The sequence below is a fragment of the Hydrocarboniphaga sp. FW305-C-57 genome, assembly GCF_058783045.1.
In genome coordinates this window covers 160,925-176,273 of sequence record NZ_JBYSYG010000006.1, presented here as the reverse complement: position 1 = coordinate 176,273, position 15,349 = coordinate 160,925, and the positions used below count along the sequence as shown (strand labels likewise).

The window sequence follows — 15,349 nt, the reverse complement described above, 5'->3', positions numbered from 1 at the left end:
TGGCAAAAGCTGAGCCAGCGACGATGCTGGCCCGGGAACCCGCAATGGCTGCAAACGGAGGAGCCCAAAACACTCTTTCGACTCGCATCGAAGGACCATTTGGGCGCACACTGTGCAGATCGTGAAAACGTTTTCATAGAGGGTATTATGCAGGAAGCCAAATCCGTCGGTACCGCTTTGCAGGAGTTCGACCTGATCTTCTTCGGCGGCACCGGCGATCTCGCCATGCGCAAACTGCTGCCCGCGCTCTACAACCGCTTCCGCGACAGCCAGCATACGCAGGGCTGGCGCATCATCGGAGTGGCGCGTCAGGACCTGAGCCGCGAGCAGTACCTGAACCTCGTCAGCGAGCACTGCCGGCAGTTCATTCCGGGCGGCGACTTCGACGAACGGGCCTGGACCGCGTTCACCGCGCACCTGGAGTATCTGCGCCTCGACGGCACCCAGCCTGAAGGCTACGCCGAACTCGCGCGCCGTCTGCAGAGTTCGAACGATCGCGTGCGCGTGTTCTACCTGTCGACGGCCGCGAGCCTGTTCGCTCAGATCTGCACGAATCTGGCGGCCCACCAGCTCGTGACGCCGCAGACGCGCGTCGTGCTCGAGAAGCCGCTCGGACGCGATCGGGCTTCGAGCTACGAGATCAACGAGGCCGTCGCCAGAATCTTCGAAGAGCGGCAGATCTATCGCATCGATCACTACCTCGGCAAGGAGACCGTGCAGAACCTCATCGCGCTGCGCTTCGGCAATGCGATCTTCGAGCCGCTGTGGCGGCGCTCGAATGTGCAGGACGTGCAGATCACGATCGCCGAGACGGTCGGCGTCGAAGGGCGCGGCGAGTACTACGATCGCTACGGCGCCCTGCGCGACATGGTGCAGAACCACCTGCTGCAGCTGCTCTGCATCCTGGCGATGGAGCCGCCTTCGAGCATCGATCCCGACGCGGTGCGCGACGAGAAGCTCAAGGTGCTGCGCGCCCTGCGCCCGATCACGCTCGACTGCATCAAGGCCAAGACCGTGCGTGGCCAGTATCGCGCCGGCGCGATCGACGGCGCGGCCGTGCGCGGCTATCTCGAAGAGGACGACATTCCGCCCGACAGCCACACCGAAACCTTCGTCGCGATCAAGGCCGAGCTCGACAACTGGCGCTGGTCCGGCGTGCCGTTCTACCTGCGCACGGGCAAGCGTATGCAGGAACGCATGGCCGAGATCGTCGTGAACTTCCGGCCGGTTCCGCACGCGATCCTGCCGAGCTCGGCGAGCGAGGGCAATCGCCTCGTCATCCGCCTGCAGCCCGACGAAGAAGTGATGCTGTATCTGATGGTCAAAGTGCCCGGCGCGGAAATGAAAGTGCGGCCGGTGGACTTGAATCTCGACTTCAAGCAGGAGTTCAAGACGCGCCAGTGGGACGCCTACGAGCGCCTGCTCATGGACGTGATCCTCGGCAAGCTCACGCTGTTCATGCGCCGCGACGAGCTCGACGCCGCCTGGCGCTGGATCGACCCGATCCGCGACGGCTGGGATGCGCTCGGCGAATCGCCCAGGAGCTACGCCGCCGGCACCTGGGGCCCGACCGCGTCGAACACGCTGATCACGCGCGACGGCAATACCTGGCGCGAGGACGGTTACCAGTAGGCCATCGTTCCGGAGCGACGCTCAGAGCGAACAGACCGCGAAGCCCTGCGACCACTTCTCGACGAGATGCTCGTCGTGCTTCCAGCGCCAGCGATTCCAGATCACGTTGACGCGCGTGGTCTTGGTGTCGAGCGGCGAGATCTCGATCGCGGCGAGCAGCACGGCCGAATTGCCATCGCGCGTGACGAGGCTGATCTCGTCGAAGCCGTCCTTGGCCAGACGGCGTTCCTGGATCAGGTTCGCGCCCTCGCCTGGCGCGCACTTGCCGGCGCCCTCGATGATCGCGCGCAAGGCTGTCGAGGCCGGCATCGCGGCGACGAACGACCGCTGCTGGGTCGACAGGCTCTTCTTGGCGCCCTCGTAGTTTTGCGCCGCGCAGGCGCACAGCAGGACGCAAGCCAGCAAAGACATCATGAATCTCATCATCGGCTCCCTTTGTTTGCCTCTAGCCTGATCGCTCGCCACCGAACCGTCGCTGGACGGCGCCCACGAAAAAGCCCGCTTGCGCGGGCTTTTTCGTGCATCAATGCAATGCAGCGGCGGCGATCAGAGCTGCAGCAGCAGACGGCTCGGGTCTTCGAGGCTGTCCTTGATGCTCTTGAGGAACAGCACGGCGTCGCGGCCGTCGATGATGCGGTGATCGTAGGTCAGCGCGATGTACATCATCGGGCGGATCACGATCTCGCCCTTGACCACGACCGGACGATCGAAGATGCCGTGCATGCCGAGGATCGCGGCCTGCGGCGGGTTCAGGATCGGCGTCGACATCATCGAGCCGAAGATGCCGCCGTTGGTGATCGAGAAGGTGCCGCCGGTGAGGTCTTCCATCGTCAGCTTGTTGGTCTTGGCCTTGGCGCCAAGCTCGCCGATGGTCTTCTCGATCTCCGCGAACGACAGCGCATCGGCATCGCGCAGGATCGGCACGACCAGGCCACGCTCGGACGAAACGGCGACGCCGATGTCGTAGTAGGCGTGGTAGACGATGTCGTTGCCGTCGATCGAGGCGTTGACGAGCGGGAACTTCTTGAGCGCCTCGATGCTGGCCTTGACGAAGAAGCTCATGAAGCCGAGCTTGGTGCCGTGGGTCTTCTCGAAGCTGTCCTTGAACTTGGCGCGCAGATCGTTGACGGCCTTGAGGTCCACTTCGTTGAAAGTGGTCAGCATGGCCGCGGTGTTCTGCGATTCCTTCAGGCGCTCGGCGATGCGCGCGCGGATGCGCGTCATCGGCACGCGCTGCTCCTCGCGGGCGCCGGCGGCCGGTTTCGGCGCCTCGACCTTGGCGGCCGGAGCCGCGGCGGGCGCGGGCTTGGCCGCGAAGGCCTTGACGTCTTCGACGGTCAGGCGACCGCCCTTGCCGGTGCCGGTGATCTGCGCGGCCGACAGGCCGAGCTCGGCGAGCAGCTTGCGCACGGCCGGACCCTGCTGTTCGTCACCACCGCCATTGGTCGCCGGAGCCGGCGTGGTGGTCGAGGTCGGCTGCGAAGCCTTGGCCTCGTTCTTGGCCATGACCTGCGGCTCGTCGGCCTTCGGGCCGGCGGCGCTGGCGCCTTCTTCGATGATGCCGATGACGTCGCCGGCATTGACCGTCGCGCCCGGCTGGATGCGGATTTCCTTGAGGATGCCGTCGACCGTCGACGGCACTTCGAGCATGACCTTGTCCGTCTCCAGATCGACGAGGTTCTGCTCACGCTTGACCGGCTCTCCAGCCTTCACGTGCCAAGCCGACAGAGTCGCGGACGACACCGACTCCGGCAGCGCAGGCACTTTGATCTCAATACTCATCTTGTCTCCGAAAGGGAACTTACTTTTTTCCGTTGAATACGTTGTCGCGGCGGAAGCCGGCCTTTAGTTGGCCGGCTTGCCTCCGGTGAGGGCGCCGTTGATGACGGCCTCCTGTTCCTTGTTGTGCACCTTCAGGTAGCCGACCGCCGTCGTCGAGTTGCCGTCGCGCGTGACGTACAGCAGCTTGTGCTGCGGCTTCAGATAGGCGCCGAGGCGATGCTTGATCTGATACCAGGCGCCCTGGTTCTCGGGCTCTTCCTGGCACCAGACCACGTCCTTGGCGTTCGGGAACTGCGCCAGGGCGGCCTCGTAGGCGTCGCGCGGGAACGGATAGAGCTGCTCGATACGCACGAGCGCCACGTCCTTGATCTCCTGCTTGAGGCGGGCCTGGTACAGGTCGAAGTAGACCTTGCCCGAGCAGAACACGATGCGCTTGACCTGCGCGGCGTCGACATCGTTGTCGCTGATGATGGTCTGGAAGCGACCCTTGGTGAGATCGTCGAGCGTCGACACCGACAGCGGGTGGCGCAGCAGCGACTTCGGCGTCATCACGATCAGCGGCAGGCGCAGGCCGCGCTTCATCTGGCGACGCAGCATGTGGAACATCTGCGCCGGCGTGGACGGCACGCAGACCTGCTGGTTGTTGCCGGCCGACAGCTGCAGCCAGCGTTCCAGACGGCCCGAGGAATGCTCCGGACCCTGGCCTTCGTAGCCGTGCGGCAGGAACACCGCGAGGCCGCAGGCGCGGCCCCACTTGGCCTGGCCGCTCGAGATGAACTGGTCGAACACCACCTGGGCGCCGTTGGCGAAGTCGCCGAACTGCGCTTCCCAGATCACCAGCGTGTTCGGCTCGGCCGTCGAGTAGCCGTATTCGAAACCGAGCACGGCTTCTTCGGACAGCAGCGTATCGTTGACGACGAACTTGTACTTGTCCTGGTCGAGATGGCGCAGCGGCGTGAAGTTCTCGCCGTTCCGGGCGTCATGCACGGTGGCGTGACGATGGAAGAAGGTGCCGCGACGCGCGTCCTGGCCGCACAGGCGGACCGCGAAGCCTTCGTTGACGAGCGTGGCGTAGGCCATGGTCTCGGCGAAGCCCCAGTCCATCGCGAGTTCGCCGGCCGCCATCTTGTTGCGGTCGTCGTAGATCTTCTGCACGCGGTTGTGCAGCGTGAAGGTCTCGGGCAGCTTGGACACGCGCTCGTACATCGTGCGCAGGGTTTCGAGGCTCACCGAGGTATCGGCCGCGTCGTCCCAGTTGCCCTTGGTGTAGTTCGACCAGTTGACCGTGTGCTTGTTGCCGACCAGGCCGAGCGTGGTGCGGACGATGTTCTCGCCCTTGTCGAGGCCTTCGCGGTAGGCCTTGACCAGGTCCGCGCCCTCGCCCTTGGCGATCGCGCCTTCCTCTTCGAGCTTGCGCGTGTAGAGCGTCATGGTGGTCGGATGCTTCTTGACCGCCTCGTACATCATCGGGCTCGTCACGCTCGGCTCGTCGGCCTCGTTGTGGCCGAGCCGGCGATAACAGCAGATGTCGATGATGACGTCCTTGTGGAATTCGTTGCGGAAGTCCATCGCCAGACGCGTGACGAACACCACCGCTTCGGGATCGTCGCCGTTCACGTGGAACACGGGCGCCTCGAACATCTTGGCGATGTCCGTGCAGTAGCGGCTCGTGCGCGCCTCGTGGCTCGGATTGGCTTCGATCGGGTTCGGCGTGGTGAAGCCGATCTGGTTGTTGACGATGATGTGCACCGTGCCGCCGGTCGCATAGCCCTTCGACTGCGACAGCTGCATGGTCTCCATCACCACGCCCTGGCCCGCGAACGCGGCGTCACCGTGGATCAGCACCGGCACCGCACGGGCGCCGATGTCGTCGTGACGGCGAACCTGGCGCGCCTTGACCGAGCCTTCCACCACCGGGTTGACGATTTCGAGGTGCGAGGGGTTGAACGCGAGCACCAGGTGCAGGCGCTTGCCCGACACTTCGACGTCGGTCGAGAAGCCCATGTGGTACTTCACGTCGCCGGCGCGCGACAGCGCATCGACCGAGTACTTGCCCTCGAATTCGGCGAACAGGTCCTTGGGGGACTTGCCGAGCACGTTGATCAGCACGTTCAGGCGGCCGCGGTGGGCCATGCCGATCATGACTTCTTCCACGTCGCGCGCCGCGGCGCCACGCAGGATCTCGTCCATCGCCGGAATCAGTGCGTCACCGCCTTCGAGCGAGAAGCGCTTCTGGCCGACGTACTTGTTGTGCAGGTAGCGCTCGATGCCTTCGGCCGCGACGAGCTGCTTGAGCAGTTCGCGCTTGGCTTCGGGAGCCACCTTAGGCTTGAACGCCGCGCCTTCGAGACGCTTCTGGATCCAGCGCTTCTGCGCCGTCTCGGTGATGTACATGTACTCGGCACCGATGGTGTCCGTGTACACGTTCTTGAGGATGCGGATGATCTCGCGCAGCGGCAGGCGGTCGCCGCCGTCGTGCATGAGCGAGCCGGTGTTGAACACCGTATCCATGTCCGCGGCGTCGAGGCCGTGGAAGGCCGGATCGAGATCCGGGATCAGCACCTGCGGAGCGATACCGAGCGGATCGAGCTTGGCGGCCTGATGACCGCGAACGCGGTAGTAGTTCAGCAGGCGCAGCACCGCACCCTGCTTCTCGGCCGCGCGGGCGTCGAAGCTTTCCTGCGATACCGTGACCGCACCGGGTTTCTTGTCGCGGGCGATGCGCTCGAAGCGCGCCAGCACATCGCTGTGCGCCACCTCGCGCTGCACGCTCTGGTCCTGGATCGAGCGGAAATACGCGCGCCAGGACGGATCGACCGATTCCGGGTCTTCGAGGAACTGCTCGTAATACGCTTCGACGTAGGTCGCGTTGCCTCCCTGGATGGAGGAGGAACCAACGAAACTCTGATATTTGCTACCGCTCATTTTTAATTGGCTGCCGCGATGCTCTGCGTAAGGGCTACGAGGGACACCGTGCGGAGCTGGAGTGCCGCCTGAGGGATCGCGGCAGAGAGAGGGACGGCACCCAAGCCGCCCGCACGGCGGTGCGACTTATTTCTTGGCCGTCTTTTCCGCTTTCTCCGGCTTCTTGACGTCGAGTTCGGAAAGGTAATTGCGGAAATCTTCAGCGAGCTCCGGATGCTTGAGGCCGTATTCGACGTTGGCCTTCAGGTAACCGAGCTTGGAACCGCAGTCATAGCGCGTGCCTTCGAATTCGTAGGCCAGCACCGTTTGCTCCTGGATCATCATCGATATGGCGTCCGTGAGCTGGATCTCGCCGCCGGCGCCGCGCTGCGTGCGCTCGAGCAGCTTGAAGATGCGCGGGGTCAGGATGTAGCGACCGACCACCGCGAGGTTCGACGGCGCATCTTCGGGCTTGGGCTTTTCGACGATGCGACGGATCTCGCCGAGGCCAGGGCCGACGGGCTGCACGTCGACGACGCCGTAGCCGCTGATCTCTTCCTTCGGTACGCGCTGCGTGGCGATCACGCTGGTGCCGTATTCCTGATAGACGCGCTGCATCTGCGCAAGGCAGGGCCGCAGCTTGCCGTCGATGAGGTCGTCCGCGAGGATCACCGAGAAGTCTTCGTCGCCCACGGCCGGCCAGGCGCACAGCACGGCGTGGCCAAGGCCGAGGGCTTCGGCCTGGCGGATGAAGATGCAGGTGATCCCCGGCGGCAGGATCTCCTGCACGGTCTGCAGCAGCTTTTCCTTGCCGCGCTGGGCCAGTTCGGCCTCGAGCTCGTAGGCCTTGTCGAAGTGATCCATGATGGAATTCTTCGAGCGGCCCGTGACGAAGATGAGTTCTTCGGCACCCGCACTGATCGCCTCCTGCACCGCGTACTGAATCAGCGGCTTGTCGACGACCGGCAGCATTTCCTTCGCACTGGCCTTGGTGGCGGGGAGAAACCGCGTTCCCATGCCGGCGACCGGAAACACCGCTTTACGAATGCGCATGCCTCACTCCTTTTCAAATTTGGAATGAGCGAAACAGCAAACCCCATGCCGTCCGCTCGAAGCGGGCGATAGTTTAGGAGGTTAGGCTGAACAATGCATGCAATTCAGCATGAAACCTGTATTGCCAAAACCGATATTCCCGACTCGATAAGCGGATAAGCCGGCAGGAAAAATCCCGATCCGGCCTCATCCACGGGCCGGTCAGCGAATCGAGCCGGTCAGGAACACTTTTTCGCCGCGTTCGGCCAGCAGCATGAAGTCCTGCGAGCCGGCAGCCGTCGATCGCTTGAGCACGGCCTTGTTCGGCAGCAGCAACGGGGCCTTGTACTGCACCTGCAGCAGGCGCGGCTGGGCGCCCAGGTCCGCTTCGAGCAGGGCCGCGCAGTGCGCGACCGACCACATGCCGTGCGCGATCGCGCGGTTGAAGCCGAACAGCTTGGCGGTCAGCGGAAACAGGTGAATCGGGTTGTAATCCTGTGATACCGCCGCATAGCGACGGCCGGTATCGGCCGGCACGCGGACCTCGCGGTAATCGGCCAGGCCGCTGGTGTTCGGCTCGGGCTGCGACTTGTTTTTCTGCAATCCGGTCTTGAGACGCACGAGCGGCGTGGTGATGGCGTTGTAGACCACCTGCCCGGCCGCGTCGGTGAATTCGGTCTTGAGGTCGAAGATCAGGCCCTGCGGCAACTTGCGCGCCGGACCGACGCTCGCGACCACGTCGTAGACGCCGTCAGCCGGCAGGCCGCCCGTGGGCTGCTCGATCTTGTTGCGCAGGTGCACCAGTCCGAGCAGCGGCAGCGGGAATTCGGGCTGGGTCATGAGCCACAGATGCAGCGAGGTCGCGAGCACCTGCGGATAGGTGATCGGCAGGAATTCCGAGGACGCGAAGCCGCAGACGTCGCGATAGCGCTCGAGCAGCGCCGGCTCGGCGCGCACTCCGCCGACCTTGACCGCCAGCGGCGGAATGACGGCATCGGCGGTCGGCTTGCGGGTCGCCGTCGTCAGCGCCTTGAGCAGCAGCGGGCGAGCGTCGGGAAGATGGGTCAGCGTCTGCATCATGACGGGTCCGTCTCGGAACAAGGCTTCGATATTGGGTTCTGGATCAGGGCACCACCGAGTCGATCGTCAATGCGATCGGCCCGGCCGCGGCAGCCCGGTCCACGCGTACCACCCCTTGCAAATCGCCGGATTCGGCCTTGGCCTGCCCGCTCCTGCCGACGCGCGCGGTCACTTCCCAGTGATCGAACGATGACAGCTTGAGGTTGGGCATCATGGCCTGGCTGTCATCGAGCCGGACCTGAACCGGGAAGCCGGCGAGCGGCTGGCGTACGACCGCCAGCGGCATCGGAGGCCCTGCGGCCGCCTTGGCGTAGACGATCAGGATGCCATCGGCCGGCAGCCTGGAGGCGAGTTCGGGGGCGAGGCTCAAGCTTATGTCGAGCGCGACCGCCGACGGTGTGGCCGGCGATGCCGCGCCGGCTGGCGATTCGGCCACCTTCGGAACCGGGGCTCCGAGTTCGGCGAGCTGCTGGTCGAGGATGCTGCTGAGCTCTTCGGGCATCGGCTGCGAGCGCAGGCGCGTCCACAGCTCGACCGTGCGCGGCTTGTCGTCGGCCTGCAGCGCGGCCATGCCGGCGTACCAGAGCGCCTTGGCCTGGTTCGGATCGAGCGCGAGCGCCTGTTCGAACAGCTGCCTCGGCCTGCCTTGCAGCTGGCGATCGGCCGCCATGCCGAGCGCCTCGGCCTCGCCGACGAGCAGTTCGGGCTCGCGCTGGCTGGTCAGCTCGTTGGCCTTGGCGTAGGCCTCGGCCGAACCGGCGTAGCGCTGCAGCATGAAGCGCGCACGCCCGAGCATGGCCCAGCCGTCGACGTCGTCTGGGTTCTGCTGCAGCCGCTGCTCGAGCTGGGCCAGCATCGCGTCGACGTCGGGCTTGGGCGGCTCGATCTCACCGGCGACCATCGCCGCGGTGCGCCAGGAGCCGGACCAGGCGTAATAGCCGGCCGAACACACCGCGAGCAGCAGGCCGAGCAACACCGCGCCGCGCCAGAGCGGGGCGGCCGATTGCGGCGCCTCGGCCTGACCCGAGGCATCGTCGAGCAGGCGCGCGCCCGCCTCGTCGCGCAGCGCTGCCGCCGCTTCGGCTCGAATCAGGCCGGCGGCGACTTCGGCGTCGATTTCCTCGAGTCGCTGACGGTAGGCGGCGACGTTGGCGTCGCGGCGCCGGGAGGCTTCGCTGCCCGCGCGCCTCCACCACGGCCGTGCGAGACCGAGCGCCGCGAGCACCGTGAGCGCGGCCATCGCCAGATACAGCACATTCATGAGCGCTTCGAATCCTCGTCGAGCAGCCGCTTGAGGGCCTCGGGATCGGCGGCGACCTGGGCAGAGCCGGCCTTGGAGCGCCGGGTGAAACTCAGCACCGCGATCAGCGCGCCGAGCGCGAGCGCGAACGGTCCGAGCCAGAGAATGGCGGTGCGCCAGGCGAACGGCGGCTTGTAGAGCACGAAATCGCCGTAGCGATCGGTCAGGTAGCCGCGAATCTCCTTGTCGCTGCGGCCCGACGCGATCTGCTTGTGCACCTGATCGCGCAGGTCGACGGCCAGCGGAGCGCTCGAATCGGCGATGGTCTGGTTCTGGCAGACCAGGCAGCGCAGCTCGTGGATCAGCGTGTCGTAGCGCTCGGCCTGATCGGCGTTCAGGTCCGACAGATCCTGCTGCGCGAACGCAGCGCTCGCGAACAGGCCGCAGCCCACCAGCAGCAGACGCCAGCGGCTCACGAGCGTGAGCCCGTCGTCTGCAGCAGCGGCGCGATCTTGCTGCGCCAGGCGTCCTCGGTGACCGGCCCGATGTGCTTATAGAGCACGGTGCCGTCGGCTCCGATCACGTAAGTCTCCGGCACGCCGTAGACGCCCCAATCGAGCCCGGCCTGCCCCGCCGGATCGGCGATCACCGAGCGGTACGGGTTGCCGTGCCGCTGCAGCCACTGTTCTGCGTCCGCCTGCGTGTCCTTGTAGTCGAGGCCGACGATTTCGACTTGGTATTCACGCGAGAGCTTCATGAGTACCGGGTGCTCGACCTGGCAGCCCGCGCACCAGCTCGCGAAGAAATTCACGAGCAGCGGCCGGCCCTGCAACTCGGCCTGCGTCACCGGCTTGCTGCCGTCGAGACTCGTCAGCGCGAACGCGGGCATGGGCTTGCCGACCAGCGGGCTCGGAATCTCGCGCGGATCGTGCTTGAGCCCGATCGCCAGAAAGCCGATCAGCAGGAGCAGCACGACAATCGGAATCGCGAAGCGCATGACTCAGGCCGCCACGGAGCTTGCGGGGGACTTTGCAGCGGCGGTCTTGCGCTCGAGCCGGTAGCGTCGGTCGCCCGCTGCGATGATCCCGCCGAAGAACATCAGCACGCCACCGAACCAGACCAGGCGCATCATCGGCTTGTAGTAGAAGCGCAGGGCCCAATCCCGCTCGCCGATCGGCTCGCCGAGCGCCACGTACAGATCGCGCCTCGGGTTGTGATCGACGGCGGCCTCGGTCATTACGCTGCGCTGCGATGGATACAGGCGCTTCTCGGGCGTCAGCAGCGCAATCTGCCGGCCATTCTTCTCGACGAGCACGCGGCCGGTATCGCTCTTGTAGTTCGAGCCATTCACCGGCTCCACGCCCTGGAACGTGAAGTCGTAGCCGCCGATGTCGGTCGTCTGGCCGGGCGCCAGGCGCACGTCCTTTTCGACACTGAACAGGCTCGTGAAGGTGACGCCGAGCACCCAGACGCCGAGCCCGAGATGGGCCAGCGTCATGCCCCAGCTGCCGGCCGGAATCGAGCGCAGCGCGGCGATCCGGTCACGCTTGGAACGCAGGCGATGCAGCACGTCGAGCATCGATCCCGCCAGAACCCAGACCGCGAACACCGAGCCGACGATCGCGAGCCAGTTCCAGCTGCCTTCGAGCACGAACGGCAGCAGGCCACCCGCGACGATCGCGACGATCGCCACCCAGCGGATGCGAGCGAGCACGTCGGCGAACTTCGCGCGCTTCCAGCCCACGAGCGCCGAGATGCCGACGAGCACGGCCAGCGGCGACATCAGCGGCAGGAACACTGCGTTGAAGTACGGGGGGCCGACCGAGACCTTGCCGAGGCCCAGCGCGTCGGCGATCAGCGGATACAGCGTGCCGAGCAGCACCGCGGCACCAGCCGCGACGAGGAAGACGTTGTTGAGCAGCAGCAGGCCTTCGCGCGAGAACAGCTGCACTTCGGCCTCGGAAACGAGCTTGTGCGCGCGGATCGCATACAGCGTCAGCGCCCCGCCGAGCACGGCGCCGAGGAACACGAGGATGAAGGTGCCGCGCGCCGGATCGGTCGCGAAGGCATGCACGGAAACCAGCACGCCCGAACGCACGAGGAAGGTGCCGAGCAGCGACAGCGCGAACGCGAGGATCGCCAGCAGCACGGTCCAGCTCTTGAGCACGCCGCGCTTTTCGGTCACCGCGAGCGAATGGATCAGCGCGGTGCCGATCAGCCAGGGCATGAACGAGGCGTTCTCGACCGGATCCCAGAACCACCAACCGCCCCAGCCGAGTTCGTTGTAGGCCCACCACGAGCCGAGCGTGATGCCCATGGTCAGGAAGGTCCAGGCCAGCGTCGTCCACGGCCGCGTCCAGCGCGCCCAGGCGACGTCGAGCTTGCCCGTCACCAGCGCCGCGATCGCGAACGCGAACGCCACCGCGCAGCCGACATAGCCCATGTAGAGCGTCGGCGGGTGGATGATCATGCCGGGATCCTGCAGCAGCGGATTGAGGTCGCGACCTTCGGCCGGCACCGGGAACACGCGCTCGAAGGGATTGCTGACCGTGAGCAGGAACAGCAGAAAACCCACCGCGATCGCCCCGAGCGTGGCGAGCACGAGCGCCGCGATGTCGGGCGGCAGGCGCTTGCTCGACAGCGACACGGCGAAGGTCCAGCCCGACAGCATCAGCACCCACAGCAGCAGCGAGCCTTCGTGCGCGCCCCAGACCGCGGTGAAGCGATAGATGATCGGCAGATTCGAGTGCGAGTTACTCGCCACGTAGAGCAGCGAGAAATCGCCCTGCACGAAGGCCAGCGTCAGGATCGCGTAGGCCAGCAGCACGAGCGGAAACTGCGTCTGCGCGCCGCTCGCACCGATCGCGAGCAGGCGCGCATCGCGGCGCAGGTAACCGATCACCGGCAGGATCGCCTGCGCGACCGCCACGAACAGCGCGAGCACCAATGCGTAGTGACCGATCTCCGCCATCGCCGTCTCCTAGCGGGTTGCGTCGGCCGACTGCACCGACTTGAAGGGCGCGCAGGAATGCTTGCCGTCCGGCGTCGTCAGCGACTTGGCAAGTTCGGGCGGCATGTAGTTCTCATCGTGCTTGGCGAGCACTTCCTCGGCCGTGAACTGGCCGTCGTCGCCGAGCTGTCCGGTGGCGACGATGCCCTGACCCTCGCGGAACAGATCCGGCAGGATGCCGTCGTAGCGCACCTGCACCTTCTGCGCGCAATCGGCCAGCGTGAAGCTCACTAGCAGGCCTTCGCCACGCTGCAGGCTGCCCTGCTCGACGAGACCGCCCAGACGCAGCCGCGCATGCTTCGGCGCGTTCTGCGCCACCAGATCGCTCGGCGTGTAGAAATACATCATGTTCTTGCGGAAGGCCGTGAAGCCGAGCACTGCCGCCAGCGCAATGCCGCCGATCAGCACGCCCACCCACAGCATCCTGCCTTGACGCTTAGTCATCGTCTGTCTCGCTCTGGCCTTCGGCCAGTTGCTGGATCACGCTGCGACGGCGCAGGGCGGGTGTCACGAGGTTCCAGACCAGCACCAGCGCGAACGCGCCGAAGCTGCCCCAGACGTACGCGGCGTAGCCGCCCATGGAGAAAAAGCTAGACATTGAAGCTCAGCAAGCGTTCACGGACCCAGGACGAATGACGCTCGCGCAGCAGCAACTCGTTCTGCACGCGCCGGATCACCGCCCAGGCGAAGAACGTCATGCAGCCCACGCTCATCGCCAGCAGCGGCCACAGCATGTCGGCGGCGATGCTCGGCTTGCCGATCTTCGACACCGTCGGGCCCTGGTGCAGGCTGTTCCACCACTCCACCGAGTAATGGACGATCGGCACGTTGACCACGCCGACGAGCGCGAGCAGGCCGCAGGCGCGAGCCGCGGTGCGCGGGTCCTGGAACGACTGGTTCAGCGCGATCACGCCGAGGTAGAGGAACAGCAGCACGAGTTCGGACGTGAGCCGCGCATCCCAGACCCAGTAGGCGCCCCACATCGGCTTGCCCCAGAGCATGCCGGTAACGAGCGCGAGTGCGGTGAAGCTCGCGCCGACCGGAGCCGCGCAGACCACCACGCATTCGGCGAGCTTGATGCGCCAGACGATCGCGACGAAAGCGGCCGAGGCCATCGCGGTATAGCCGAACAGCGAGAGCCATGCGGCCGGCACGTGCACGTAGATGATGCGAAAGGCTTCGCCCTGCTGGTAATCGGCGGGCGCGAGCACGAGGCCGCCGACCAGGCCATAGCCGATCAGCAGCGCCGAGACGATCGCGAGCCACGGCGCCCAGCGATCAGCCAGGCGATAGAACGCGGGCGGAGAAGCGAGTCGATGGAACCAGGTCCACATGCCGTTTTTTCTAGTCGAAACTATTGCGGAGAGCCGCGGTGGCGGCGATAGGCAGCAGACACAGGCCGAGCACCAGAAGCGAGCCGAGCAAGTATAACGGACCCCCTGCGGACAGGCCGTTGGCGGCTGCGCGCGCCGCACCCGAGCCGAAGATCACGATCGGCCCGATCATCGGCAGCACGAGCACGGGCAGCAGCACCCCGGCGCGTGGCAAGCCCACCGTGAGCGCGGCGGCGAAGCCGCCGATCAGGCTCAGCATCGGCGTTCCGAGCAGCAATCCGGCGAGCAGCGCGGGCAGCACTTCGGGCGCCGTGCCGAGTTGCAGTGCCAGCGGCGCCGCGAGCAGGGACAGCGGCAATCCACTCAGTACCCAGTGGCCGATGAGCTTGGCGTAGATCACCGGCAGCGGCCCCGATTCGCAGAGGAAAACCTGTTCGAGCGTGCCGTCCTCGAAATCGCCGCGAAACAGCCGATCGAGCGTCAGCAGCGCCGACAGCAGCGCGCCCATCCACAGAATGGCTGGAGCGAAAGCGGACAGATGCGGATCGTTGGGCTTGCCACCAAGCGCGAACAGGGTCACCACGATCAGGTAGAACAAGGGTGGCATCAGCCACTCGCCCTTGTGGCGCATCGCCAGGCCGAGCTCGCGGCCGATCGCGGCGCCGAACGCGCCGATCATCGAGCGAGCTCCAGCACCGTCAATCGCTCGTCGATCACCGGCAGCGGCTGATGGCTCGTCACGAGCGCGGCGCCGTTCTTGGCCAGATGCTCGTCGATGATTTCGGCGAAGCGCAGCAAGCCTTCGGCATCGAGCGCGCTGAGCGGCTCGTCGAGCAGCCAGAGCTTGCGCGGCACCGCGAGCAGGCGTGCAAGCGCGGCGCGGCGCTTCTGACCGGCCGACAGGGTTCGCGCCGGACGATGGCGCAGCTTGGAGAGTCCGAGCCGATCGAGCGACTGCGCCATCGCGGCGCCTTCGACGCCTTGCAGGGCGCACCAGAAACGCAGGTTCTCGAGCACGCTGAGGTCGGGGTTCAAGGCGTTCTTGTGTCCGAGCCAGTGCAGGCCGCCTTCGGGCCGCTCGACCCGCCCGGACACCGGGGCACGCAGTCCGGCGAGCACTTCGAGCAGCGAGGTCTTGCCGGCGCCGTTGCGGCCCTTGAGATGCAGCACACTGCCCGCGCGCAGCGTCAGCGACAGACCATCGACCAGGACGCGATCACCGCGTCCCAGCGACAAGTCGTGAGTGCTGAGCAGGGCGGGCGTCATGGGCGCGCATCTTAGCCTGATGGCGACGCCGAAGCCCTGATTCGAGACAAAAGTACCAAGGCAAGAATC

General features: G+C 65.9%; 15 protein-coding genes. 1 reads left to right on the top strand and 14 read right to left on the bottom strand.

Going from position 1 to position 15,349, the window contains the following annotated elements:
* Positions 1-147: 147 nt before the first annotated feature.
* Positions 148-1,632 carry a glucose-6-phosphate dehydrogenase gene (gene zwf / locus AC3WUM_RS14110; RefSeq protein WP_492410971.1) on the top strand — a complete coding sequence of 495 codons (1,485 nt, stop codon included), beginning with the start codon at positions 148-150 and terminating at the stop codon, positions 1,630-1,632.
* 21 nt (positions 1,633-1,653) lie between these two features.
* On the opposite strand, the gene AC3WUM_RS14105 is transcribed toward zwf, so the two are convergent.
* From AC3WUM_RS14105 to ccmA, 14 genes are all read right to left on the bottom strand, one after another.
* Complete coding sequence (locus AC3WUM_RS14105) at positions 1,654-2,046, bottom strand: hypothetical protein (RefSeq protein ID WP_492410970.1); 393 nt, start codon at positions 2,044-2,046, stop codon at positions 1,654-1,656.
* A 132-nt stretch (positions 2,047-2,178) separates the two neighbouring features.
* Positions 2,179-3,414 carry a 2-oxoglutarate dehydrogenase complex dihydrolipoyllysine-residue succinyltransferase gene (gene odhB, locus AC3WUM_RS14100; protein WP_492410969.1) on the bottom strand — a complete coding sequence of 412 codons (1,236 nt, stop codon included), beginning with the start codon at positions 3,412-3,414 and terminating at the stop codon, positions 2,179-2,181.
* 63 nt (positions 3,415-3,477) lie between these two features.
* Entirely contained in the window at positions 3,478-6,339 is a 2,862-nt protein-coding gene (locus AC3WUM_RS14095) for a 2-oxoglutarate dehydrogenase E1 component (RefSeq protein WP_492410968.1), read from the bottom strand.
* A 126-nt stretch (positions 6,340-6,465) separates the two neighbouring features.
* Complete coding sequence (gene galU, locus AC3WUM_RS14090; RefSeq protein WP_492410966.1) at positions 6,466-7,371, bottom strand: UTP--glucose-1-phosphate uridylyltransferase GalU; 906 nt, start codon at positions 7,369-7,371, stop codon at positions 6,466-6,468.
* Positions 7,372-7,572: 201 nt separating this feature from the next.
* Positions 7,573-8,430, bottom strand: a complete 858-nt coding sequence (locus tag AC3WUM_RS14085; protein ID WP_492410965.1) for a MaoC/PaaZ C-terminal domain-containing protein — start codon at positions 8,428-8,430, stop codon at positions 7,573-7,575.
* Between the two features lie 43 nt (positions 8,431-8,473).
* A complete protein-coding gene (gene ccmI, locus AC3WUM_RS14080; RefSeq protein ID WP_492410963.1) occupies positions 8,474-9,691 on the bottom strand; it encodes a c-type cytochrome biogenesis protein CcmI in 1,218 nt (405 codons plus the stop codon).
* Positions 9,688-10,146: a cytochrome c-type biogenesis protein gene (locus tag AC3WUM_RS14075; RefSeq protein ID WP_492410961.1), complete on the bottom strand. Its 459-nt coding sequence runs from the start codon at positions 10,144-10,146 to the stop codon at positions 9,688-9,690. The genes ccmI and AC3WUM_RS14075 overlap by 4 nt, the downstream gene beginning before the upstream one ends.
* Positions 10,143-10,667, bottom strand: coding sequence for a DsbE family thiol:disulfide interchange protein (locus AC3WUM_RS14070; protein ID WP_492410960.1), 525 nt, complete (start codon positions 10,665-10,667; stop codon positions 10,143-10,145). The genes AC3WUM_RS14075 and AC3WUM_RS14070 overlap by 4 nt, the downstream gene beginning before the upstream one ends.
* Before the next feature lie 3 nt (positions 10,668-10,670).
* Positions 10,671-12,641 carry a heme lyase CcmF/NrfE family subunit gene (locus AC3WUM_RS14065; RefSeq protein ID WP_492410959.1) on the bottom strand — a complete coding sequence of 657 codons (1,971 nt, stop codon included), beginning with the start codon at positions 12,639-12,641 and terminating at the stop codon, positions 10,671-10,673.
* Positions 12,642-12,650: 9 nt separating this feature from the next.
* Entirely contained in the window at positions 12,651-13,124 is a 474-nt protein-coding gene (ccmE, locus tag AC3WUM_RS14060) for a cytochrome c maturation protein CcmE (protein WP_492410958.1), read from the bottom strand.
* On the bottom strand, positions 13,117-13,278 hold the full coding sequence (gene ccmD, locus AC3WUM_RS14055; RefSeq protein ID WP_492408887.1) for a heme exporter protein CcmD: 162 nt from the start codon (positions 13,276-13,278) through the stop codon (positions 13,117-13,119). The genes ccmE and ccmD overlap by 8 nt, the downstream gene beginning before the upstream one ends.
* On the bottom strand, positions 13,271-14,014 hold the full coding sequence (locus AC3WUM_RS14050) for a heme ABC transporter permease (RefSeq protein WP_492410957.1): 744 nt from the start codon (positions 14,012-14,014) through the stop codon (positions 13,271-13,273). Before AC3WUM_RS14050 ends, ccmD begins: the two co-directional genes overlap by 8 nt.
* A 10-nt stretch (positions 14,015-14,024) precedes the next feature.
* The gene (ccmB, locus tag AC3WUM_RS14045; protein WP_492410956.1) at positions 14,025-14,693 is read right to left on the bottom strand and encodes a heme exporter protein CcmB; all 669 of its coding nucleotides are present in this window, start codon (positions 14,691-14,693) and stop codon (positions 14,025-14,027) included.
* A complete protein-coding gene (gene ccmA, locus AC3WUM_RS14040; protein WP_492410955.1) occupies positions 14,690-15,280 on the bottom strand; it encodes a heme ABC exporter ATP-binding protein CcmA in 591 nt (196 codons plus the stop codon). Before ccmA ends, ccmB begins: the two co-directional genes overlap by 4 nt.
* Positions 15,281-15,349 lie beyond the last annotated feature (69 nt).

What these genes read in the sequence shown, in the direction of transcription:
- zwf (WP_492410971.1), top strand. Translation starts at nt 148, where the DNA reads ATGCAGGAAGCCAAATCCGTCGGTACCGCTTTGCAGGAGTTCGACCTG.
- AC3WUM_RS14105 (WP_492410970.1), bottom strand. Translation starts at nt 2,046, where the DNA reads ATGATGTCTTTGCTGGCTTGCGTCCTGCTGTGCGCCTGCGCGGCGCAA.
- odhB (WP_492410969.1), bottom strand. Translation starts at nt 3,414, where the DNA reads ATGAGTATTGAGATCAAAGTGCCTGCGCTGCCGGAGTCGGTGTCGTCC.
- AC3WUM_RS14095 (WP_492410968.1), bottom strand. Translation starts at nt 6,339, where the DNA reads ATGAGCGGTAGCAAATATCAGAGTTTCGTTGGTTCCTCCTCCATCCAG.
- galU (WP_492410966.1), bottom strand. Translation starts at nt 7,371, where the DNA reads ATGCGCATTCGTAAAGCGGTGTTTCCGGTCGCCGGCATGGGAACGCGG.
- AC3WUM_RS14085 (WP_492410965.1), bottom strand. Translation starts at nt 8,430, where the DNA reads ATGATGCAGACGCTGACCCATCTTCCCGACGCTCGCCCGCTGCTGCTC.
- ccmI (WP_492410963.1), bottom strand. Translation starts at nt 9,691, where the DNA reads ATGAATGTGCTGTATCTGGCGATGGCCGCGCTCACGGTGCTCGCGGCG.
- AC3WUM_RS14070 (WP_492410960.1), bottom strand. Translation starts at nt 10,667, where the DNA reads ATGCGCTTCGCGATTCCGATTGTCGTGCTGCTCCTGCTGATCGGCTTT.
- AC3WUM_RS14065 (WP_492410959.1), bottom strand. Translation starts at nt 12,641, where the DNA reads ATGGCGGAGATCGGTCACTACGCATTGGTGCTCGCGCTGTTCGTGGCG.
- ccmE (WP_492410958.1), bottom strand. Translation starts at nt 13,124, where the DNA reads ATGACTAAGCGTCAAGGCAGGATGCTGTGGGTGGGCGTGCTGATCGGC.
- ccmD (WP_492408887.1), bottom strand. Translation starts at nt 13,278, where the DNA reads ATGTCTAGCTTTTTCTCCATGGGCGGCTACGCCGCGTACGTCTGGGGC.
- AC3WUM_RS14050 (WP_492410957.1), bottom strand. Translation starts at nt 14,014, where the DNA reads ATGTGGACCTGGTTCCATCGACTCGCTTCTCCGCCCGCGTTCTATCGC.
- ccmB (WP_492410956.1), bottom strand. Translation starts at nt 14,693, where the DNA reads ATGATCGGCGCGTTCGGCGCCGCGATCGGCCGCGAGCTCGGCCTGGCG.
- ccmA (WP_492410955.1), bottom strand. Translation starts at nt 15,280, where the DNA reads ATGACGCCCGCCCTGCTCAGCACTCACGACTTGTCGCTGGGACGCGGT.